The following is a 23,631-nucleotide window of genomic DNA, read 5'->3' as shown; positions in this document are numbered from 1 at the left end:
ACTAACGAGGATCCTCAAAATGATTAACCTCAAAATGCTTGACCAACTGTTCTTCAACATCCTCTAAAGCATATTGAAGATAACTATGTGCATTATGAAGAAAAGCAAGCGGGTTATCAGAGCCACTACCTGGAGGTGGTGAAAGAACATTCTTAGTAACATAACCAACTAAATCCTCAAGATAATGACGACACTCACTCATATCAGGTTGTGGAGCTAAAAACTCAGGCTCAGGTTCAGCCTCAGACTCAACTTCTGTTTCGTCTTCAGCTTCATCATCACTCTCTAACTCACCAGGCAATGCCTGAAAACCATCTTCAATATCATCCTTCGCCATCTAACAATCTCCTCTAAAATATGAAAACTACGGGTCCTTACTGTTAGTTATAAATTTATAACGAACAGCAGGATCCCTATACTCCTCCTTAATAACGCTTGCGCTCGCGTTATCAGGAGAAGAACTCTCTTTAGACTTAACGTCAGTAATTAAATAAACTCGGGAAGAACGAAAATGATCACAGACACGATCAAAAACTTGACTAAATGTATGTCTGTTTCTTATCTCGTTATAAACGATATAGACAACAGAACATAAGTGAAAAAAGATCTCATAATTCGACATAATAAAAAGCCCTTTCATTACCATTTTATTACACGATCAAATAGAATCATTATGCCATTCACGATTAACATGAATGTCGCATAATAAATATTATGGAACTTTAATTATAACAATAGGTGTAAATTGGTACAAATAATATATTTTTATATTAACAGCGTTTAATTATTTTTTTATTAAATAATTTATAATTTATAACTTCAGTTATTGCACTTTATTTTTAGCTTAATACAATGGATAAAAATTAATAATGCACATATATCTTTTTGATGGTCTTTTTACTACTGAGGAAATTATGATTGATAACATTCAAAATAATACACAAGAACAATTGCGTAGTTTTATTGAGCGTATTGAACGTCTTGAGCAAGAAAAGAAAGTATTATCTGAAAACATAAAAGAAGTATATAGCGAAGCTAAAGCAACAGGCTTTGATATAAAAGCTTTAAGGAAAATTATTTCATTGAGGAAAAAAGACGAGCAAGAATGGATTGAAGAAGAACAAATTTTAGATGTTTACTTGCGTGCTCTTGGCATGATCAAAGAAGAGTAATTTAACTTATTATTTAGTGCTGTTTTATTCCATATAAAATTATCATAATAACTTACACTTAAGTAATAAAAAACATTTTACCACAAGTTTGGTTATGAAATTCTAGTTATTATTTATTATAATTTTTTATCCTTTGATTAAAATCGAAAATATATTTAAAAATGATTCAATATGTAATTGTAAATTTTTATAGACATATTGAGATAAATATATTATAATTATTACTTGGATGCTTGTTTTGTGTTTGGATATCTTCGTAAAAGTATTGGGATAATTCGATGATATCGCAAACTGGCGAACTGATGCCTATGGGTTTATATAATGCCAAAGATAAACTTATTTCTGAAATTTCAAAGCGACGTTCCGTATTAATCGAAGATGATTACTACAAAAAAAGAATTAAAGAAATATCAACAATTGATGAATTCCTCCAAGATAATAGGCTATTGCGATACGCTCTAAAAGCTTACGGTTTATCAGATTTATTTAATAAAAAATCAATGATACGTCAGATTTTAAAAAGCAATTCTGAAGATATTAAAAGTTTTGTTAATAGTAGTAATAATATTAATAGTAGTAAATTTAGAAAATTTGCACAATCTTTTAGTTTTTCATTATCTGATCCCCCAAAGGTTATCCAGGGTAATATACAACAAGAAAGATTAATATCAAAATATAAAAATTCTTATCAATTAAATGAAGAAAGCGCTTATGAAAAAAGTGAATATTTTCGTAAAAACGCCTCTAAAATCAATTCTGTAGATAAATTGATCGCTGATAAAAAAATTCTAGATTACGTGTTAAATGCATTTGATATAAATACAAATCATATATCTATTCCTTTTTTAAGAAGAAATCTAACTCACTATAACAATAATATAGAAAATCTTCTCATAAAATATGGTAAAAAACATATGCGCCAAATGGCGGAGTATTTTAATTTTAAATCAGATGGTTATTTTGATAATAAAAATAGTGCTTTAACAGAAAATAAGATAGAGAATATCATTAATAAATATCTTGACCGTAAAACATATTTTGTTCCAGAAAAAAACATTGCCAATGATCGTTTTTATTACGAATCAAATATTAATTCTATTTCATCAATTGAAAAGTTGGTAGAAGATCCAATACTTTTTAAAATCATTAAAATATCTTTGTCGATAGATTTAAAAACTAGCTCTAAATATTTTTTAAAACTTGTAAATTCAGGTAGTCTTAATATAAAAGAATTTTTCCAAATCCATGATCCTAATAAAATTGGAAATAGAATTCAAACAACTGAACAGACTAAAAAGATTCTAAAATTATACAATGACAATTGTCATAAGTTGCGTAATGACTATATTAGTTCTTCTATAGAAAATTATATAAAAACATTGCCAACTTTTGGTTCTGTAGATGATTTTTTAAACTCAAGCCCTAAATTATCTATCAATAATAATAAGATAACCCCTCTGGAAGTTGCTTTAAGAGCATATGATATAGATAAAGATACATATAAATATGTCTTGCGTGATGTCCTTACTAGTGATCCTAATGATCCTAATAGTTATATAAACAAGCATAAAGACAAGAGGTTTATAAATCTTAATCTTGATTTTAATTTTGATAAGAATGGTAATCCTAAAAAAATGCCAATGGCCCATTTGCCATTAACTAAGAAGGATTATATCGCAGGTTATGTTAAGAATAAAAATAATGATTATATCAATAATGATAAAGTTATTTTTTCTAAAAAAGGACAAATTAAGATAGGGGAAAATATACGTTCAAATGTAGATTATTATATTAATAATATTGATAAAATTGATTCTTTTGAAAATCTTATAGCAGATAAAGATCTTATGCATATTATACTAGATTCTAAAGGAATTGATTCAAAAAAAGTATCAAAATCATTTTTAGAACGTATTTTTAAATCTGATTTAGCAGATCCAAAAAGCTTTGTTAACCAATATAAGGATAAAAGATATAAGGAAATAATGCTTTCATTTGAATTTAATTCAATAAACAAAAAAATATATAAAAATAATGGAAAAATACAGAACTATTTTCATATAAACAAGACCATAGAATCTTATAAAAATCAAATTCTTGAAGACGAAGTAAAAGATAAAAATCCAGATATGGAATTAGCTCTTTATTTTAGTAGGATTATACCAACTATAAATAGTACATATGAAATTTTATCTGATAAAAATATTTTTAATGTAGTTTCAAAAGTTTGTAACTTACCAGTACACTTTTCATCTTTAAATCAGAAAAAGCAAATTGATATATTGACAAAAAAAATTAACATAAAAGATTTTCAAGACCCTAAAAAAGTACAACAATTTTTATATAGATTTTTTTATACAGATAATGTAAAAAGAACTGATCAATCAGTCTTACTATTATCTCAAAGTGATCAATATGACTTATATAATGAAAAATTACCTGAAGTATCAACACTTTCATTAAGTGGCACTAAGTTATCTTTGTTGGATTTATTCAACAAATCTTCTGCCCAAATTAATTATTTTAAAGGTTTTTTTTCTCGTTAAGAATTAAAATATTTCTATTGCCTTATTATAAATTATATGACGGAAGGACTGATATTAGTTTTAGTCATAACCGTCTCATTGGGATTTAAAAAAAACCAAAGTCGCTTTCCTATTTTTGAAAAATATTTTTAAACATCTGATTAGATTCAGTAGACAATATACCTAGATATTTTTTAATAACCACTTATTTTTATAACCACTTATGATGAGCACCTTTCCCCTTCTCTGTATTTTCCTACGTTTGGTTTAGAGAAAGTTAGAAAGGCAATTATAGCAAATACTGAGCTACTCCATATGAAATTATGGTGATGTATGGATGTTTAAAGCGGATATGTGATTTAGATATATACAAGAGACTTTAATGCAAAGAAAATTGCATATAAAGATGCTAAAGGAATAACATATTATATGTAAAATACGTAAAAAGATAATACTATAGCTTTATAAGTTATTTATTTTTAATATTTAATCTTACTTTTATATAAGTCATTTATAATGGCGGAAGGAGTGGGATTCGAACCCACGGACAGTTTCCCATCTCTGGTTTTCAAGACCAGTGCCTTAAACCGCTCGGCCATCCTTCCAAATATAAATTGAGCACCTTATAAATAAGGACTTATTATAGTATTATTAAATTAATATGCAAGAATAAGATGATCATATTGATCATTACTCATGGAAAATATAATTTTAAATTTTTTATAAAATTATATCGTGTATCATATGAAATATTTTTGCAACAAGATAACAAGATCATTATTTGATCAAACAAATTGATACTAACACATAAATTTTTAAATTATATCATATATAGAAGATATCCTATGCCAATCCTCATTGAATTGATGATTAAACCAGGTAATTTGTCTCTTAGCATATTGATTTGTAGCTATTATTCCTTTTTCTAATCATCTTCTTTGCCGTCAAAAAGAATACGACAAAAAATTTGAAAGCTAGGAGCAGAACGAGACACTTTTGCAACTTATCCAAAACTATCTACAGCAAATAAACTAATCCCTTTAGCATAAGCAGTAGCGATATCCGCTTCTTTCTTGATCTTATTACCATGAGAAATACAATTTGCTTTAATAGCTACTCTAGCACCTTTTCAATTTTTCTTATTGCAGAGCAATCAAAACAAGATCCCATTGCTCCTAATAATTCTAGAATAGCAGAATTAGGATTAGCTTTTACGCATAATAAATGTCTATTACTGACATAAATTGCTGAAACAGTCTCATATTTTTACAAGCGACATCAAGATCAATGATAAGAAATGGAGATGTTTTTCTTCCATTTTTAATAAAATCAATAATACGTGCGTAATCATTAATAATTTAAAAAATATAACACTTTATCTCTATTGAACTTTATAAAAATATTAATTTTAGGATATTTATCTTTTTAAAGGCAAATATCTTAAAATATAATCAAAGCGGATCATGCGATCATCGCCGACTTTTTGCTATAAAATTTATATTAATCGTAAGTTTTATTAAAATAATGGTAATTCGTAGCATAATAATACTTTAAATATAACCATCATCAACCTATTAGTTTTTAATAGATACTTAATCAAAAATTATATTAATTTTAGGCATCTGCTAGCTATAAGCAAATCTTCTTTAATGTTTATGAAATCACATAAACATTATTTATACCATCTCATGGAATCAATCCTTAAAAAGGACGGTTTGATATTCCCAATAATACTTAGTATTATTGGGAATATCAATTAAATCAATATTTGTTAAAATAAAAAGATTTTACCAATCGATTTTGCTATCTTTTTTTCTGATTTGAAGCATGCATATCAAGCTAATTAATGCACAGGTAGTAAGATAAAAACCCGCTGCAATGTTTGTTCCGGATTTTTTTATAAGCCAAGTACATATTGCCGGAGATATGCCACCTAATATTCCCGCAGATATATTATGAGCTAAACTTAATCCAATACATCTAACTTTAGTTGGAAATAATTCACATACAATAGAATTATATATTCCAAAAGATGCACCTAAAGGTATACTTAGTAATAAATAGGAGAAAACCACAACATATTGAATTTCAGACGATAATAGAGAAAGTATTGGGAGAGAGATAAAAGAAAAGAATAATAATACTGGAACCATAATATTCTTTCTTCCAATTCTATCAGATAGTATTGCGAAAATCACCGCAGATGATGCGAATACAATTTCTACAACAATCCTTATCACATTCCTAATGTCGATGCCCGAAACAATAAGCTCCTTTAAAGACATGTTATAAAACATCAATACCGAATAAACAATCGCATTTTGTGCCATGCCTAATCCTATTCCTATCATAAATACTTTTTTATAATCACTGATTAATTCTAAAAATGGAGTGAGAGATAAGTTATTATTTTTATCTTGCAATTTATAAGCTACAGTTTCTTCCGTCATATATCTTGTTGAAAATCCTATTATACCCATAATAAAGCAGAAGTAATAAGTCAATCGCCATCCCCAAATATTATAATTATCACCCGTTAATTTTTGACAGATATATATCACTATAACACAAAGAATAGAACCAAGAGCACCACTAAACGCCTTCATACTACCTAAAAAACCTAGATTTTTCTTGTCTATTGAATGTTCCATTAAAAAAATTTAGTTTACGCCTGACTCTCCACCAACAGCTATTCCTTGTAATATTCTACAAATAAATAGCAGTAAGGTAGAAATAAAACCGATATCTTTAAAGCTTGGTATAAAACCAATTGCAGTTGATGATATCGAAACAATAATTACGGAGATAAGCAAAATGTTCTTCCTGCCACATCTATCTCCCATATAACCGAAAATTAATGCCCCAAGCGGTCTAACAACAAAGCCAATCGCAAAAGCACCAAGAAACCTGGTTGTACTTACATAAGGATCTGCTGAAGGAAAGAAAACATCTTTAGATATGCATCCCAACAATCCCCACAGAGTTAGATCATACCATACAATCATGTTGCAAATTACACCTGACAATACTATCTTTTGGATACTATTCATAATTCTAGACCTGACATGATAATAAATGTAAAATGATAATTAATATAATGCTATTTAATTTAGTTTATATTTAATTGCAAATCAATAGAATTTACATTTTTTAGTTTGTCAGATTTCATTAATTAGGAAATCTTCACATCAAAAAACATAAAAATTAAAATCATATTTTTATTGAACAAATTTGGTATGCTTTTGATTTACTGATTTGGCAATTTCAAAGAACGCATTTCTAATACCATTAATACCATTGGCAAAATATAAACGCCCTTTAGAAGAGCATTCATTTAACAATCTATTACTACTATAATTTTTAGAACTAATATATATCACAAAAAGTTCTATTCCATCTGCTTTTGCTTTTTTACAAATATTGATAGCATCTTCGGATCTTCCAAAATTATCCTCACCATCTGTTGTGTATACGATAATATTTTTATGTCTATTAGCATCGCTAAATTTAATCTCATTTATCATCTCATATCCTTTTTTCATAGCAGGATAAGTATTAGTAGACCCATTAGTAGAAGGCACAAGACTATTTATACCCTTTTTGAGATTTTCGACATCCCATGACATAAGAAATATATCTTTAATCTTTTCATCAAATGATATCCCCCCTGTAATCAAGTGATGGGAATCGTAATAATCACTCACTATATCTAGAAATTGAATAATGGACTGCTTCACAACTTTTAGTTTTGATAAATGGCTGCAAAAAAACCAGCTTCCATCAGCACATTCACCCATTGATCCAGAAACATCTATAATGAATAAAGCACTAAGACTATTCACAACATCTAAATGCAATATAATGGAAGCATGGCTCATTACTTCAATAAATTCATGATTTGCTCCTAAAAATATATTGATAGCACTTTTAGGCATTTTATAATGGACAGTAATTGAAATGTAGTGATCCGTATTATAACTATTCACTAAAATATCTGCATACTTTGCAATATCATACGCATCTTTATTGGTAAAATAATTTTTTAGCTCAACTTCAAGATTATGTCTTGCAATAAGTATGATTTCATCATGTGCAATAACTCTATGTAAAAAAACCATATGTGAATATGTACTTAGAAGGGACTGATCTATAATTTGACTTAATTCTCCTTTTGTATAATTGGCACGTGTAATATCAATTACAAATCCAGATAAAATAATTATTAGAGGTAAAATAATAGCAGTGATCAGAGCAAAGTTACCCAATCTATGCCGTATGAATTTTCTATTATACATATAAATAATATTTCCAAATTATAATATAAAATATTGTTAAATAATAACTGATTATTTATTTTATGTTACATTATAGTATAGACAAGTATTATAATTATAAAGATATTGAAATAAAAAATAAGAAGTCAGAAAAAGGAAATTGCAGCAAATGCTGAGACTAGTCCACATGAAGTTATAGCGATATATGGATGATTAAAAACAGATATGGCTGAACTATATATAAAAGACTTTAATACAAAGAAACTTGCATATAAAAGATGCTAAAAGAATAGCATCTTTTATGTAAAATACGCAAAAAAGTAAGACTACACGCTTTATGAAATATTTATTATTCACATTTAGCATTACTTTTGTATAAATCATTGATTTTACTTGATAATGGCGGAAGGAGTGGGATTCGAACCCACGGACAGTTTCCCATCCCTGGTTTTCAAGACCAGTGCCTTAAACCTCTCGGCCATCCTTCCAAAGCATAAATTGACTACCTTATAAATAAGGAATTATTATAGTATTATTAAATTAATATACAAGCATAAGGTATCATAACTAATAGAAAATATAATTTGCTAAAAAATTTAAAAATTATATTTTCTATTAGTTGAAATATGTTTGCAATAATATCATTATATGATCAAACAAATTGATATTAATACACAACTTTTTAAATTATATCATATACGCAAGATATCCTATGCCAATCATCATTTAATTGATGATTAAACCAAGTAATTTGTCTTTTAGCATATTGATTTGTAGCTATGATTCCTTTTTCTAATGTGTCTTCATAGCTTATTTCTCCTCTTAAAAGAGAAATAATATGTCTAACGCCTATTACTTTTATTATTGGTAAATCAGGATCTAGATTCATTGCCATCAAATTTTTTACTTCATCTATAGCTCCTGTATCTAACATTTGTTTAAAGCGTTTACTTATTCTTTTTTTTAATTCACATCTTTTAGGAAGAATTATAATTTTATATGTATGTTTAACCGGTATTACAGGATTTGAAGATTCTTTCCAAAATTCTGTTATAGATTTACCTGAAAACATAAAAATTTCAAGAGCACGCGCAATTCTATGACCATCTGAATTGTTTATTTTTTTTGAAGCAATTGGATCAATTCTAGACAATTCATCATGCATAATATGTGAACCGTATTTTTTCAACTTTTCGCGAATATCATTTCTAATGTTAATAGGGATATTTGGCATCGTAGAAAAATTTCCAATTAATGCACGGAAATAAAGACCTGTTCCCCCTACTATTATTGGTAAACAACCTTTTTCCTGCACTTCTGCAATTTTTTTAATAACACTACGTAACCATTTTCCAGTAGAATAAGTATCTCTAACAGAAACATGCCCATAAAGGTAATGATTAATATCTTGTATATCTTTATCTGAAGGTCGAGAAGTAAGAATTTTGATAGTATCATATACTTGCATACTATCAGCATTAATAATTTCACCGTTGAATTTACGTGCTAAATCCAAAGAAAGAAATGACTTACCACTTGCCGTTGGTCCAGTTATAAATATAGCTTTAGTATTTTTCGAAAGGAACATCATAATGGCTCTTTTTGCCATAATTATCACTCATAAATCAAATCCTATGCTTTATTAATTATATGTAAGAATGTATAATGAAATATTTTATTAATAATATTACCTACAACAATATGACTAATCTCATATTATTTTAATAGAAAATATATTTATTAAAATTATTTTAATAGAAAATATATTTATTAAAAATGATCTATAATAGATAATTTTTAGTATACTATCAATAATACTATAAAACTATATACATTAAACTATTAAATACTATGAAGGAAAGATTTTAATGTATTATTAATAAATAATGTATTAACTTAATTAACGCAGAAATAGTATTACGTTATCATAAAAATTATTTCATTTAAATCCTATTTTATCACAATATGCATATCTATCTATATCTACATACTCGTTTAATTTATAACGGATAAAAACATATATGATATATAGCTAAAAATAATTTTTATAAACGCTTTATATTTTATGAACTAAGAACTCTATTTTTTTAATTTATCTTGATAAGCATAAAAGTACTTGAAAAAATCAGAATCAGGAGAAAGGATTAATAACGTATTCGAAGAACTTAGAGAATCTTTATACGCTTTCATAGAACGATAGAATTCGAAAAATTCAGGATTTTTCTTAAAAGCATTAGATAATATACGTTCTCTTTCAGCTTCACCTTGTCCATAATTAATCTCTGAATAACGACGTGCTTCAGATAAAATATTATTTGCATCGCGATCAGCAATAGATATACGCTTTTGTGCTTCTTCTCTTCCTCTTGCACGAATAGACTCAGCCTCTGCAAGGCGTTCTGATTTCATACGATCATATGTTTGTTGAGAAACCTCTTTTGTAAGATTATTGCGTAATATTCGAACATCTTCTACTTTAATCCCTAAATTTTCCGAATCTATGCGTAAATCGTCGTTTATTTCAGCGACCATAGATGAACGTTGTTTTGATAAAGCCTCTTCAAAATGACGTAAACCATAAACACGTCGTAGAGAAGCATCAAGACGGGTGATCAATCTAGATTCAGCTACGATACGATCACAATACACCGTTCTACAAAATAAAATAGGATCAATTATACGATAATTCATCATAACATCGACTTCATAAAACTTTCCATCAGATACCTGAACCCTCATATTATCAATATTAACGCGCATTATCTGTTTTTGAATATATTTAACACGATCAAAATTCATGAATGAAAATGGCGCCTTAAAGTATATACCAGGCTTTGTGTAAACAGAATTAATTTTACCAAACCGAGTTACAACTACTTGTTCACGTTCATCAACAATCAATAATGAAAAAAATAACAATCCTAATATACAAGATATAATTGATAAAAAGATGACAAGAAACCTATTCTGCGGCATCACTTATTTCCATCCATTGGTTGTTTATTAGTATAAGAAAACATATCATTAATAGGTAAATGAGGCAAAACAGCTTGTTTCTTATCAATTATAACCTTCTTTGCTTCCTTTAAAATATGCTCGATAGTTTCTAAATATATTCTCTTTCTAAGCAAATCAGGATAATTTAAATACTTATCGTAAATAGATAAAAATCTATCAGCTTCTCCTTCTGCTGCTTGAGTAACACGCACTTTATATGCAATAGACGATTCACGAATATGTGAGGCTTCACCTCTTGCTTTACCAAGTATTTGATTTTTATATTTATTAGCTTCTTCAACAAAACGATTTTCATCTTGTTCTGCGCGTTGTACTTCATCGAAAGCATCAGCTACTTCACGAGGAGGTGAAACGTCTTCAATAGAAACAGTATTGATTAATATACCGGATCTATAATAATCCATAGCTTTTTGTATTATTGATTTAACATTTAATGATATTTTATGACGATTGCTACGAAATATATCTGAAGCGAGACTTTTACCTACCTCTTCTCGTATCGCACTTTCTGATACCTGTTTTAATATGATTTCAGGATTTTCTAAACTAAATAGATACGATTTAGGATCATTAACTGAATATAAAACAGAAAAATGTACGCTTACAATATTTTGATCTCCGGTCAAAATTAAATCACCGCTTGAAAATCGATTAGATGATTTTCCTCCTATACGGATCTGTTGTTCTGAGACTTTAACAATTTCAACTGTATCTATTGGCCAAAACATAAAATGCAAACCAGGGAGAAAAATTTCATCTTTTGCTTTGCCAAATCGTAGTTCAACGGCCCGCTCATATGGTTGGACTAGATAGAAAGATTGAGATAAAAAAAGAGCCCCAATCAATAAGACAAAAAAAACACCATAATAAGATATAGGATAAATAAAATCAAACTTCCTATTCATAAAAAATATACCACTTTAATTAAAAATCATGTGTAAGTAATTATCCGATTATAAAAAACACATATAATAATTAACTTGCAACAATATTTTTAAAGTTATGAGCAAAATACTATCATCAATTCAATTAATCATGTTAAATAAAAGTCATATATAAAACCGAATGCGAATATAAATATATGAATTGACTATGTCAACTTAAATTGTTTATTAAAAGACTGAAATCTAATCATAACAAAATACGACGTTTATAGGTTAAAAATCTAGTAGCATGAGAATCTCCATTTCCTGCTGGATGTAAAATTTCATCTTTTTGCTTTTGCCAAATACATGGATCAATAAAAGGGAAAAAGACGTTCCCTTCAACTTCAGCCTCAACATGCGTAATTAAAAGCATATCAACTAAATCTAAAGTCTGTGCATAAACCTCTCCTCCACCTATTATAAATATTTTTTTATTTTCTGCTTTTGAGGCAATATCAAAAGCATTTTGTATAGAATCAGCAACCTCTATACCCTGCTGTATTAAAATCGATTTATGGATTATACTACGCGTTATTACTATGTTTAATCTATTAGGCAGAGTTCTTCCTATAGATCTAAACGTCTTATAGCCCATAATTATATAATTTCCCAAAGTAATGTATTTAAATCGCTTTAAATCAGAAGAAATTTTCCAAGGCATTTTCCCATTAGATCCAATAACATTGTTTCTAGAAACAGCAGCAATAATGATAGTTTCAGGTAATGTATTCATACAGATATTTTCGCAATAATGGCTTCATAAGGATCATAATCTTCTAAAATAAAATCATTGTATTGGAATGAAGATAATTCTACAACATTAGGGTTAATCTTCATTTTTGGCAAAGATCTAGGAGATCTAGAAAGTTGAACATATGCTTGTTCAAAATGATTATTGTATAAGTGAACATCTCCAAGAGTATGAATAAATTCTCCATACTGAAATCCTATTATACTAGCTAACATCATTGTCAATAAAGCATATGATGCAATATTAAAAGGTATACCTAATAAAATATCTCCTGAGCGTTGATATAGATGGCACGATAATCTGCCATTATCAACATAAAACTGAAATAGGCAGTGACATGGTGGTAGTGCCATTTTATCTATCAATGCAACATTCCATGCAGATACTATATGACGACGTGAATAAGGATCAGTACGTAGACTATTAACAACAGAATCAATTTGATCAATCGTATTGCCACAATAATCAGGCCAAGAACGCCATTGAACTCCATATATAGGACCAAGTTCCCCATTTTCATCAGCCCATTCATTCCATATCTTTACTCCATGTTTTTTTAGATAATCAATGTTGCTATCCCCCCTTAAAAACCACAGAAGCTCATATATGATAGATTTCAGATGCATTTTCTTTGTAGTTAGTAAAGGGAAGCCTTTTGATAAATCAAAACGCATTTGATACCCAAATATACCACGTGTGCCAACACCTGTACGGTCATGTCTATCTGAACCAGATTTCATTATGTGTTGCAGTAGATCAAGATATTGATGCATTTTTTTTCAACCTTACATGTATAAATAATAATATTATTATTTATTCTTTATTACTCTCTTCCAATATAAGCAAAACATATATATAATATCGTTGTCATATATATAATATAAGTGACTATGGCGATAAATGGTCTGCGTAATAAGCTTGTTGGACCCGGGGGCGGTACCCGGCGCCTCCACCATTCTTGATGAGAATGAAAATAAAATATTTTTCTCAATACTAAGGGGGCGAAATAGGATAGACAAGAGTGTAAAGGTTGAAAGTTCGCTCGGCATTGTACCACCGTTATAGGTCTAAAAATATAGTTGCAAATGACAACTTACCTGGGTTAAGGGTTGCTGCTTAAGCAGTATACTTTTCTCAACTTAAGTCCTAATGGGTGGTACCGTTAGGCGAGGTTAGGAGGCACCTGGCAACAGAAAGCCTCCTCTATATGAAAATATGGTAATAAGATTTGATTATTTATTAATGTTTTTATGTTACTCAATGGCGGCTTATGCAAAAACCAATTACACCGTTTTATCTAAAGTCGTCTAATTATTAGTTTTTGATATTGAATAGGCAGATTGATTATATGAGCGACGACCACATCCGTTATGATATTTTAACCAAAGAAGCGCTTAGAGGTCTTGTTAAAACAGTACTTTCAGAGACTGCTTCTATAGGACATCTTCCAGGAGATCATCATTTCTATATAACTTTTTCGACAAATGTACGTGGTGTACGTATTTCGCAAAATCTTAGAAAAAGTTACCCTGAACAAATGACAATCGTAATACAAAATCAATTTTGGGATCTTGTAGTATCTGAGAATCAATTTGAAATAGGGCTTTCTTTTTCTAATATACCAGAACTATTGGTTATTCCTTTTAATGCTATCAAAGGTTTTTACGATCCTTCAGTAAATTTTGAATTAGAATTTGATGTACTGGCTGAAAATATAGATGATACAGAAAAAACTGAACCAGTATTAGAATTAGCAGATAATTTAAAAAAAGAAAAACCACTAAAAAAACAACATAGTAATAAAAAAAGCAAGGATACATTAGCTTCAGTTGTTTCTTTGGATAATTTCAGGAAAAAATAGGAATTTCTGTAAAATATTTTTATCCTTATGTAAGTAATTTTTTATAATACTAATATAAGTAATCTTATAATATTATTGATAATAAATATTCTTTAATACCTTTTTTTCTCATACTAAAAAAACAGTATGTGAGATGACAGAGTAAATTATAATTATCAGCAGAAAATACGTTTACGTTTTATATAACAAATATATCAAAAGAAAAATTTTTTCTTGCAATTAATTCTTTTAAGTTATTTTCTATTAGCTTAAACTTTCAGAAAAATCTCAAATTAGATTTTTCCCGGTTTTATTTTTGATATAACAATCCCCCTACCCTTACTCTCACATCAAAACCTACATGATTATAACCAATTATCAATATTTTGTGGATTAAGAATACAATTTTATAATGAACCATTTAAACTGTTTAATTATATATTATTAGCGGATAAAGCAATAAACATCCTATAATTTGCTTTTATTTTTTATATTATGATGCATAAATAATTATCGAAATTTATAAAACTTATTTATTTTTATCATGTTTGATCGCTTTATTTTTATATATTAAAATTGTAAATACTAACCAATTTATAAAAAGATAAGAATAAAAAAGAAAGTATATAAAAATATAATTAAAGAAAGTATATAAAAATATAATTATTGGCAACGTAAACAATTTTACTTATTTCTAGACAATTTTAGAAGATCATATAAAAACTGTATTTTGTATATTTAAAAAAGTCTGCTGATGTATGTAGGCTAGATAGCTATCTATTTTTTTTGATTTTCATCATTGTATTTCTTGAGCAGGATTTTAATAATTTTTAATTATTAAAATATCTCTTATAATTTCGATTATAAGACATCTATTGAAAATCTAAAAAGACAATATCTGATATTACACAAAAAAAATATGATATTGGCAACGAAAAATACTTTATATCTCAAGCCTCTTTATGCAGAAATAAATCACTACAGGAAAGATTATATTTTTATATAAATAGACAGAGCAAAGATCAATAATATTGCTATAAGAATAAATCTAATTGGAATATGAAAGTCAATAATTTCTGCCTTTATTTTTTAGTTTCTTTATTTGATTAAATATGTCAATGATATTGGAAATACCTTTTCTAGAGAATATACGAGATATCACGCGCAAAGAAGAAGCTTTTGATCTGTATATGAATACTATACATATCTATATTGTTTAAATACATAGGTTTTTAACTTCTTGCTTATTTATAAGTATTAATGCTTATATGTAATTTTAATCCAATGATTCTATCATAATATTAAATGCTTTTTCAATAATCTTATGAGTTGATGTTGATTGATTAGCTTCAACAGCCAAAATATGACGACAAAGACGTGCATTAGGAAATCCTTGAAATAGACCTATCATATGGCGAGTAATATGTCCTAATTTTCCTCCTGCAGATATGTATCGCTCAGCATAAACACTCATATTATTGCTAACATTTCTCCAAAACTCCTTATCAACTATTATAGGAGAAGATGAAGATTTTCCTGTTAAAGGATTACTAAAATATTCGTCTACAGAAGTTAGAATACGACTATTTTGATAGGAAACACGACCCAACATAACCCCATCTACCTTAGGCAATATATCTATTGCCTGCTGTATGTTATCAATTCCACCATTAATTCCAATAAAAAGATCTGGGTTCTCTTTTTTGATAGCATAAACAAGTTCATAATCAAGATCTGGAATATGACGATTTTCGCTGGTTGATAGTCCGTTAAGAAGAGCCTTGCGCGCATGGATCCATACGGCATTCACACCAGATTTTTTAATTGATCGTATTAAGTTTCTTATAGCGATTGCAGGAATTTGATCATCAACTCCTATACGACATTTAACAGTTACAGGAATAGAAACAGCATACTTCATTTCTGCTATACATTCTCCAACATAATCTGGTTCTAACATCATACATGCGCCGAAAGATCCTGATTTTACTCTAGGCGATGGACAACCAATATTAAAATTAATTTCATTATATCCAAAATCTTCGGCAATACTTGCAGCTTTAACTAATTTAGAAATATCCATACCACCAATTTGTATAGCCAAAGGCTTTTCTTCATGGCTAAAACTTAATAAATTCTGTTTATCCCCATGAATAATAGCATTATCAACAATCATTTCTGTATATAGAAGAGCATTTTTCGTTAATAATCTGGCTAAAAAACGATAATGACGATCAGTCCAATCAACCATAGGTGCAACAGCAAAAACCTTTTGCAACAAACAAGAAGAATCATTTTTATCAGATGATTTTTCTTTTAGTGTATATGCAAACATTATTCTTATCCTTTAGCCTTTTATTAAAAAATAATACAAATAATTAACATCCATTTCATAATTATTACGATACAAGGGATAATTTTAACATAAATTTTGACAAATAATGTACTATTATTTGCATAAATATGATAATTAAATTTATGCTGAGTTTAATCATATATTGTAATACCGAATATATATTTGAATATCATTTTTGGCAAATATCTCATATAATATTGTTTTTAATTATTAACTCATATAGGATTGTTTTTAATTATTAAAAAGTAAGATTTAATATGATTATATATTTTTTAAATCTATCATCTAAATAGGAGATAGAATGTCTTATTTTGTTAATTTCCTAGATTTCTTCCATAGTCAAATATTAGTTAAACCAGCATTTATGTTTGGAATAATGATTATTATAGGTAATATCTTGCTCTCCAAAAATATTACTTCAATAATTTCTTCTACCATTCAAAATGTTATTGGTTTTTTTATAATAAGAGCTGGAGCTAATATTATAGTAAGTAATTCTACTAATATTATTTCCCAAATTTCTCAGGTTTATAAAATAGATGGATCAATTATTGATCCATATATAACAATGATAGATTGTATCAATGCTTTGGGAGATAAATATGGGCTTGTTGGATATACTGTTCTGATAGCCTTCATAATAAATATTATCATGGTTTTATTTCGTAGAATGACCGGTATATGTACCATAGTATTAAACGGAGATGTAATGTTTAAACAAGCTGGTCTTATGGTTGTTTTTTTTCATTTTTCTCTACAAATGAACGATTGGCAAACTATAGCATATTCATCGTGTTTGATGACATTATATTGGAGTATTACATCGAATATGTTGTATAAACCAACACAAGAAATTACAAAAAATGCTGGTTTTTCAATTGGACATCAACAACAGTTTTCCTCTTGGCTTGCTTATAAAATAGCACCATATTTAGGAGACAAATCAGAAAATATTAATGATATTGAACTTCCTAAATGGCTTAATTTATTTAATAATTATCTTGTTGCAACAGGAATAGTAATGATTTTATTCTGGGGAGTTGCACTTTTATCTTTGGGAACAGATATTATTCAATCAATGGCTAAAACAACACATTGGACGATTTATATTATAGAAACAGGCATGATTTTTGCTGCAGGAGTTGCTATTATAATGATGGGTGTTTCGATGTTTGTAGAGGAGTTAACGGCAGCATTTCGTGGTATATCTCAATTTCTAATTCCAGGAGCAGTTATTGCTATTGACTGTGCCGCAATTTATAAATTTTCTCCCAATGCTGTCATATGGGGATTTATTTGGGGTGCAACTGGTCAAATATTAACGTTGATTGCAATGATATTATTTAGATTTTCTTCCTTAATAATCCCAGGATTTATTCCAATGTTTTTTTCTAATGCTACCATAGGAGTATTTGCTAATCATTATGGTGGATGGCGAGCATCAGCAAAAATATGTTTCTTTATGGGTGTTATTGAAATCCTCGGTAGCGTTTGGGCTATCAAGCTGGTAACTATAAATAGCTGGATGGGAATGGCTGATTGGTCTCTTGTTGCCCCATTTATTATGCAAGGCTTCAAATATAGCAATCTTTTAATAATTCCAATACTAATATGTGCTGTTATATATATGTTAATCACTAGCAAAGCATTAAAGAAGCTAAAAGATAATAAAAATGATTATTGATTTAAATTTAGTATAAATATATACGTATTAAATACTTATCATTTATTTTGACTTAATATGATCTTTGTTTTAATAATAAATAAAATTATATCGATTATATTTTGATAAAAAGTTATATTATTTTAGAAAAAATAAATATTAAACTAATTTATACTGTTATTTTTTTTAAATATCATTAAAGTATAGCACATTATTATATAATTATAACTTTAAATAAAATAGTTAAACTAAGAATTTAAGGAATAATAGCTACGAAATTTTTTCCAAATAAACCTAAGCATTATTGCAATTATACCATATAAAATTAATAAAGATACTGCGAAATTAGTACTATGCCGAAAGGAAATATATAAAATATATATAATAATAAATAAAGTTATGACGTTAGCTATTATAACTGACACCCTATTAAATAAAATACCTAATACAATAGCTATAAAAGAAATCAGAGTTAATAAAAATAATTGAATATAAGGTATATCTCTCGAGCAATATCCAAAATAACACAGTGAGTAAAAAGGTACTAAAGAACATATTGGAAATGCAACTGCATTTAAAAGAATAGATAATTCTTTATATGAAAAATATTTTGAAGAATATTCTAATTCACACATAACACCTATAAATAAAATTAAAATCATCCATGGCATAATAAAATAAAGTCCATATTTACCTATAAAAATTAATCCATATATATCATGGAGTAAAAATATCGAATATAAAAACGATCCCAATATCGATAGTAAAAATCCAATAAATAAACTAGCAACTACTTTATAACGGAAAAAATATAAATATAATAATATCGAAGTAATTCCAAAATATATCCAAATGAATAATCTTTTTTGTATCAAAAAAAACACAGGTTCAAGCATATGATTAGATTTACCATATAATATAGTAACATCATTTATACTGTTTTTAAAATTTAAAAGCAAAATTAAAGAAGATAATAAGAAGATTATAAATAAAAACATTTCAATATAAAAACGTCTTTTATTTATAATTGATACTTCCATAGCAATTATAGATGATATAACGACAATGTAACTTAAAAACTTGGTATTAAGCAAATTATTATCTATGATATATAATATAATTCCTGAAAAAAGTAATAAAGAACCAGCAGCAAGGCATAAATCTCTTATGCTATAAGTATAAACAGGAAATCCTAATGGATTATCATTTAAAAATCTTTTTTTTCTACTAAACATCACAAATATCTTTAAAAAATTCAATATAATTATAAATACTAAAAAATTAAATAATTTTTATTATATTTTATCATTACACATTGTATACTATACAATGGTATTTTAAAACTTTTATTATTTTAGATATATTACTATAATGTAGAGATTTATTCAATTTACTAGTTTTAATTAATTAATTATTATACTAAATGTATACTATAAATAATAAAAATTATAATTTATGCTAAATTATATATAATACAATCAAATCAAATTTAAGTTGTTTGGATGGTATATAATTAGTGGCTGTAGGTATATAAGGTTTATTGTTGATTGAGATACATTCATAACCAAATTATATCCAATCTAACGGCTTGTTTAAAGCTATTTTGATCTTAAGCGCGGTTTTGATTTCTGGAGTTATACGCCCTTTTTCTATATTGAATACCGCTATAATAAGATATACCGATCCATTCCTCGAAATCTTTAAGAGGCATACCCTCTTTATTTCTAAGGTGCTTTATTCTTTTTCCTATTTCTATGGGATTGATATTGCTACCATATTGTGAGGATTTTTAGCTATGACATTATAGCCATCATATAAATCGAAAGACGCACCGAATTCATTGCGTAAAAACAAAGATTAGTTAACACTGGCTGGTTGTATACCAGTTTCATATTTATAGACAGCGACTCCATGATCATTAGTTTTTTCCATAACTGTAGAACGGTCATAAAACCTTTGTATTCACGCAATTGTTTTAAAGCGTGATCCTATTGTCTCCCAATCTAAAGTGTTTATAGCTTCTTTTTCCATACTATCTTTATATCCTAATGATATATGCTGTTCTTAATCAATTACCGGTAGACATTGATCAGATGATGATTTAGAAATGGTAGAATCGCTCTCATTATAAGGGATAAAAAGGATACATCCATCATGAATGAAACGAAGATCAACATAGAATATGCCCTCAATCATGTGGATTCGAGCTTGCATTTTAAACCATGATGATAGCGGATTACATTACGCTTATTATTGTCTTAGTCAGTGCAAAGTGCATCTGCCGCCAAGCGTTATTAAAGCCCAATATAAAATCTGCAAAACAATCAGAGATCTTATTGATATGAGCATTGAAGACTTTGAAGCTTACGAGAAAGCTAAGAAGATATCTCAATATTTATAATATTTTATATCTCTCCTGGAAAAGGAATCTGTCTAAAACACAGTATTATGCCTGGTATATAAGGAGATATTAAAATGTCTTTGCCGCTTCTTAATATACTTAATTTTTATAATATAGGGTAAATGGAAGATCACATTACCTTACGCATATATGAAGATAGGATAAGTAGTATAGATAAAAAGCTGCGGCAGTATGTGTGCAATAACTATCGAAATATTTTTTTAGATGAAGCTATTGTGTTATTGGTAGATGCTTTTTATTATGAATTCCCATCTGTTAAGGAAGCTCTTTGTGAAGTTCGTAAACTAAGAGAGAGAAAAGGACGTCTTAATAAAGCGGACCAGAATGAAACAATCCGCCAAATTCACAAAATTCGAGAAATACTAAGATATTTTACTAAATAATCTTGACCTAACCAAGCATTATAAAGGAGCATATCAAATGAAAATTAACAATATCTTAATAACAGCGACGTTCATGGCAAGTATCTTATTATCAGGTTGTGATTTATTAAGATGTAAAACAGAAAGTGACTCAGACTACGAAATTGAGATAGAGAGTACTGATGTAGACGATAGCTGTAATTGCAAAAGTTCTGAATATTGCAGCGTCTGCGAGATAAAAATTGAAATGATATCAAAGTAAAAACAAGATTAATACCCAACTAACAAAATAGCCCTTTAATAGTTCTAGGAGATTTTACTCCTAGATAATAAGCAAACAGAAGGATATTTAATGACTAATATCATTCCTTTTGAATTTGATAACAACAAGATTCGCACTATTGTTGATAAACAATATTATAGTCTTCCGAAGAGAGAATATTTAATTATGATTTCTGGCTATAGCTCCAATCTTGTAGCTAAAATCATAGATCGCTGGGACCTCATTAGAAATAGGCAAGATTCAACCCAAAATATCACAAAAGCCTGTTTCTCCTAATACAATACTTAAAGTTCATAAGCATTTAGCATCACTAGCCAAAAAATCGAGATTATAAAGAAAACCAGTTGTTATTAAGGATTAATCAAGATGTTACACGGATATTGGTATCAATCAGTTATAAGTTATGGATATTACCTATTTACCATCTGTTGATAACGATGAATACCTTAATTCTATCCAAATAGTTCGAAATCTATCTACCTCACTCAATCCAAGAGAATTTAACTTACTTTTACTTGATTTATCGCTTCAATTCCGAACGCTTGATTTTAAAAGATATATTCCGACGTCTCAGGGTGAGTAGTTAGGATATCGTGTTATGGATGTATCGAAAAAGCATAGTGGTTTAACTCAACAACTCCGATGAAACTATAATAAAATAGTTCCGTACTTACAATCATATATATTAAGAACTCCTTAGGGGAAGGAGGTTTTCAAATGGATAATTGTTGCATGTTGTTTTTAGTGTTTTCAGTAATTGATCTTATGATTGTAGCTTTTGAAGATAACGATAGGAGCAAGAAGTGATTACACTCTTACATATTCATGATTTAAAAGATAATTGAGGAAGAAATGGAATGATGTTTAGCTATTTATAGTTTATTTTTTCCATATTATAGCTACTTTTTATTTAATTTAGATGGTCGAAGATATATTAAATAAATGGATATAAAAACGTGATTAAACAAGAACTTATGCAAATATAAAAGTGCCGATTGGTATTTATTTGATACTATTATGTGGCTGCTGATAATTTATTATTATTTTGCATTTTTGGTTATTTATATTTTCTTTTTATCAAGCCGAGATTGGGTCTTTATTTGCGGTAATTAGCTTGTTTTTTAACATTATTTTTTAGGGTTTTAGATCAAACATTATCGCTGATAAACATCGTAGATATTATTTAGAGAGCTAGTGCCTTGCTGAGACATACATTATGTAATCGCTTGATTTTAGATCATAATTTTACTATTGCCTATAATAAATATAAATATTATTTTATTAAATTATTTTTATAGTTATTGAAATTAATATTTATTATCACCCTGCTCTTCATTTTCATATTTGATATAATCTGGAATAATTAAACCTCCAGATATAAGCATTTTTGCAGCATCCTCAGATGTCATTTTAAGCATGATAACTTTTTTGCGAGGTACAAAAACTAACATTCCAGCAGTTGGCAATGGAGTTGGGGGAATGAAAACAGTAACCATATCATTGAAATTATGTTCTGAAAATTTCTCCTTTAATTCTCCTTTAACATCTGTTGTGAGAAAACATAGAGACCAACGTTTATCAGTAGGATATTCAACAAGACAAGCATTTTTTAGATATCCTGCATCTTCCTTGAAAACGGTTTTAAAAATCTGTTTAGTGCTTTTATAAAGACTTTTTACAACTGGTGTATTATTTAAAATAGATTCAATTAAAGAAATAATAAATTTACCCATAAGATTTCTTCCAATAAATCCAATGATACTAATAGAGATTAATACAATTAAAAGTCCTAATCCTGGCACATAAACATCAAAATAGTATTCTGGATTATAGCGATTGGGAATATAAGGTACTATAAAACTATCAACCCAATAAATAGAAGATAAAGTAATCCAAATTGTTATCGCAGTCGGTGCACATATTGCTAAACCAGTTAAAAAATTATTTCTGATACTTTTTACAAAAAATGAATTATTTGATTTATTTCGCATATAATTATCTTTCATTTTATATCTGATATATCAATAAAAACAGCACTA

19 protein-coding genes, 2 tRNA genes, 1 other RNA gene and 2 pseudogenes are annotated in these 23,631 nt (G+C 28.0%); 8 read left to right on the top strand and 16 right to left on the bottom strand.

The features are described 5' to 3' along the window. Position 1: 1 nt before the first annotated feature. Both LAM_RS03680 and LAM_RS05330 read right to left on the bottom strand, forming a co-directional pair. On the bottom strand, positions 2-337 hold the full coding sequence (locus tag LAM_RS03680) for a hypothetical protein (RefSeq protein WP_007557320.1): 336 nt from the start codon (positions 335-337) through the stop codon (positions 2-4). A gap of 27 nt (positions 338-364) precedes the next feature. Then, a complete protein-coding gene (locus LAM_RS05330; protein WP_007557321.1) occupies positions 365-622 on the bottom strand; it encodes a hypothetical protein in 258 nt (85 codons plus the stop codon). Between the two features lie 292 nt (positions 623-914). On the opposite strand from LAM_RS05330, the gene LAM_RS03675 reads away from it, so the two are divergent. Together LAM_RS03675 and LAM_RS03670 are read left to right on the top strand one after the other, a co-directional pair. Beyond that, positions 915-1,172: a DUF2312 domain-containing protein gene (locus tag LAM_RS03675; protein WP_007557322.1), complete on the top strand. Its 258-nt coding sequence runs from the start codon at positions 915-917 to the stop codon at positions 1,170-1,172. 278 nt (positions 1,173-1,450) lie between these two features. Continuing rightward, positions 1,451-3,718: a DUF1217 domain-containing protein gene (locus LAM_RS03670; RefSeq protein WP_007557323.1), complete on the top strand. Its 2,268-nt coding sequence runs from the start codon at positions 1,451-1,453 to the stop codon at positions 3,716-3,718. 496 nt (positions 3,719-4,214) lie between these two features. Here LAM_RS03670 and LAM_RS03665 read toward each other — a convergent pair. The 10 genes and pseudogenes from LAM_RS03665 to LAM_RS03625 form a co-directional block, all read right to left on the bottom strand. Further along, a tRNA-Ser gene (locus LAM_RS03665) sits at positions 4,215-4,302 on the bottom strand. Between the two features lie 210 nt (positions 4,303-4,512). Then, a pseudogene (locus LAM_RS05325) lies at positions 4,513-4,620 on the bottom strand (tRNA (adenosine(37)-N6)-dimethylallyltransferase MiaA); the annotation flags it as partial. Positions 4,621-5,484: 864 nt separating this feature from the next. Then, a pseudogene (locus tag LAM_RS05450) lies at positions 5,485-6,702 on the bottom strand (MFS transporter). Positions 6,703-6,915: 213 nt separating this feature from the next. Continuing rightward, a complete protein-coding gene (locus LAM_RS03655) occupies positions 6,916-7,992 on the bottom strand; it encodes a vWA domain-containing protein (RefSeq protein WP_007557325.1) in 1,077 nt (358 codons plus the stop codon). A 379-nt stretch (positions 7,993-8,371) separates the two neighbouring features. Next, positions 8,372-8,459 (bottom strand) — tRNA-Ser (locus LAM_RS03650). Positions 8,460-8,653: 194 nt separating this feature from the next. Next, positions 8,654-9,580, bottom strand: a complete 927-nt coding sequence (miaA, locus tag LAM_RS03645) for a tRNA (adenosine(37)-N6)-dimethylallyltransferase MiaA (RefSeq protein WP_023466350.1) — start codon at positions 9,578-9,580, stop codon at positions 8,654-8,656. A gap of 470 nt (positions 9,581-10,050) precedes the next feature. Continuing rightward, positions 10,051-10,947, bottom strand: coding sequence for a protease modulator HflC (gene hflC / locus LAM_RS03640; RefSeq protein WP_007557328.1), 897 nt, complete (start codon positions 10,945-10,947; stop codon positions 10,051-10,053). Further along, positions 10,947-11,894: an FtsH protease activity modulator HflK gene (gene hflK / locus LAM_RS03635; RefSeq protein ID WP_007557329.1), complete on the bottom strand. Its 948-nt coding sequence runs from the start codon at positions 11,892-11,894 to the stop codon at positions 10,947-10,949. Before hflK ends, hflC begins: the two co-directional genes overlap by 1 nt. A gap of 226 nt (positions 11,895-12,120) precedes the next feature. Beyond that, positions 12,121-12,648: a dihydrofolate reductase gene (locus LAM_RS03630; RefSeq protein WP_007557330.1), complete on the bottom strand. Its 528-nt coding sequence runs from the start codon at positions 12,646-12,648 to the stop codon at positions 12,121-12,123. Next, positions 12,645-13,439, bottom strand: a complete 795-nt coding sequence (locus LAM_RS03625) for a thymidylate synthase (protein ID WP_007557331.1) — start codon at positions 13,437-13,439, stop codon at positions 12,645-12,647. Before LAM_RS03625 ends, LAM_RS03630 begins: the two co-directional genes overlap by 4 nt. Before the next feature lie 54 nt (positions 13,440-13,493). Here LAM_RS03625 and ssrA point away from each other — a divergent pair. Both ssrA and LAM_RS03620 read left to right on the top strand, forming a co-directional pair. Then, positions 13,494-13,871, top strand: a transfer-messenger RNA (tmRNA) gene (gene ssrA, locus LAM_RS05250). 143 nt (positions 13,872-14,014) lie between these two features. After that, positions 14,015-14,527 carry an SspB family protein gene (locus LAM_RS03620; RefSeq protein ID WP_007557332.1) on the top strand — a complete coding sequence of 171 codons (513 nt, stop codon included), beginning with the start codon at positions 14,015-14,017 and terminating at the stop codon, positions 14,525-14,527. 1,255 nt (positions 14,528-15,782) lie between these two features. Here LAM_RS03620 and dusA read toward each other — a convergent pair. Continuing rightward, the gene (dusA, locus tag LAM_RS03615) at positions 15,783-16,841 is read right to left on the bottom strand and encodes a tRNA dihydrouridine(20/20a) synthase DusA (RefSeq protein ID WP_007557334.1); all 1,059 of its coding nucleotides are present in this window, start codon (positions 16,839-16,841) and stop codon (positions 15,783-15,785) included. Between the two features lie 322 nt (positions 16,842-17,163). On the opposite strand from dusA, the gene LAM_RS03610 reads away from it, so the two are divergent. Beyond that, positions 17,164-18,546 (top strand): PTS transporter subunit IIC, encoded by a 1,383-nt coding sequence (locus LAM_RS03610; RefSeq protein ID WP_007557336.1) that lies wholly within the window; start codon positions 17,164-17,166, stop codon positions 18,544-18,546. A gap of 227 nt (positions 18,547-18,773) precedes the next feature. Here the strand turns inward: LAM_RS03610 and LAM_RS03605 are convergent, their stop codons facing one another. Further along, complete coding sequence (locus tag LAM_RS03605; protein ID WP_007557337.1) at positions 18,774-19,760, bottom strand: hypothetical protein; 987 nt, start codon at positions 19,758-19,760, stop codon at positions 18,774-18,776. Between the two features lie 829 nt (positions 19,761-20,589). Next, positions 20,590-20,739: a hypothetical protein gene (locus LAM_RS05405; protein WP_023466348.1), complete on the bottom strand. Its 150-nt coding sequence runs from the start codon at positions 20,737-20,739 to the stop codon at positions 20,590-20,592. A gap of 309 nt (positions 20,740-21,048) precedes the next feature. Between LAM_RS05405 and LAM_RS03600 the strand changes: the two genes are divergently transcribed. The 3 genes from LAM_RS03600 (at position 21,049) to LAM_RS05310 (ending at position 22,175) form a co-directional block, all read left to right on the top strand. Next, entirely contained in the window at positions 21,049-21,330 is a 282-nt protein-coding gene (locus LAM_RS03600; protein WP_007557371.1) for a hypothetical protein, read from the top strand. Positions 21,331-21,367: 37 nt separating this feature from the next. After that, positions 21,368-21,571 (top strand): hypothetical protein, encoded by a 204-nt coding sequence (locus LAM_RS05320; protein WP_023466346.1) that lies wholly within the window; start codon positions 21,368-21,370, stop codon positions 21,569-21,571. 424 nt (positions 21,572-21,995) lie between these two features. Then, entirely contained in the window at positions 21,996-22,175 is a 180-nt protein-coding gene (locus LAM_RS05310; RefSeq protein ID WP_023466344.1) for a hypothetical protein, read from the top strand. A 724-nt stretch (positions 22,176-22,899) separates the two neighbouring features. Here LAM_RS05310 and LAM_RS03590 read toward each other — a convergent pair. Beyond that, a complete protein-coding gene (locus tag LAM_RS03590) occupies positions 22,900-23,583 on the bottom strand; it encodes a DUF502 domain-containing protein (protein WP_023466343.1) in 684 nt (227 codons plus the stop codon). Between the last annotated feature and the right edge of the window lie 48 nt (positions 23,584-23,631).

Origin of the sequence: Candidatus Liberibacter americanus str. Sao Paulo (assembly GCF_000496595.1) — a bacterium.
Classification (GTDB): domain Bacteria; phylum Pseudomonadota; class Alphaproteobacteria; order Rhizobiales; family Rhizobiaceae; genus Liberibacter; species Liberibacter americanus.
The sequence above is the reverse complement of the archived record's forward strand: the minus strand, read 5'-3'. Positions and strand labels throughout refer to the sequence as shown.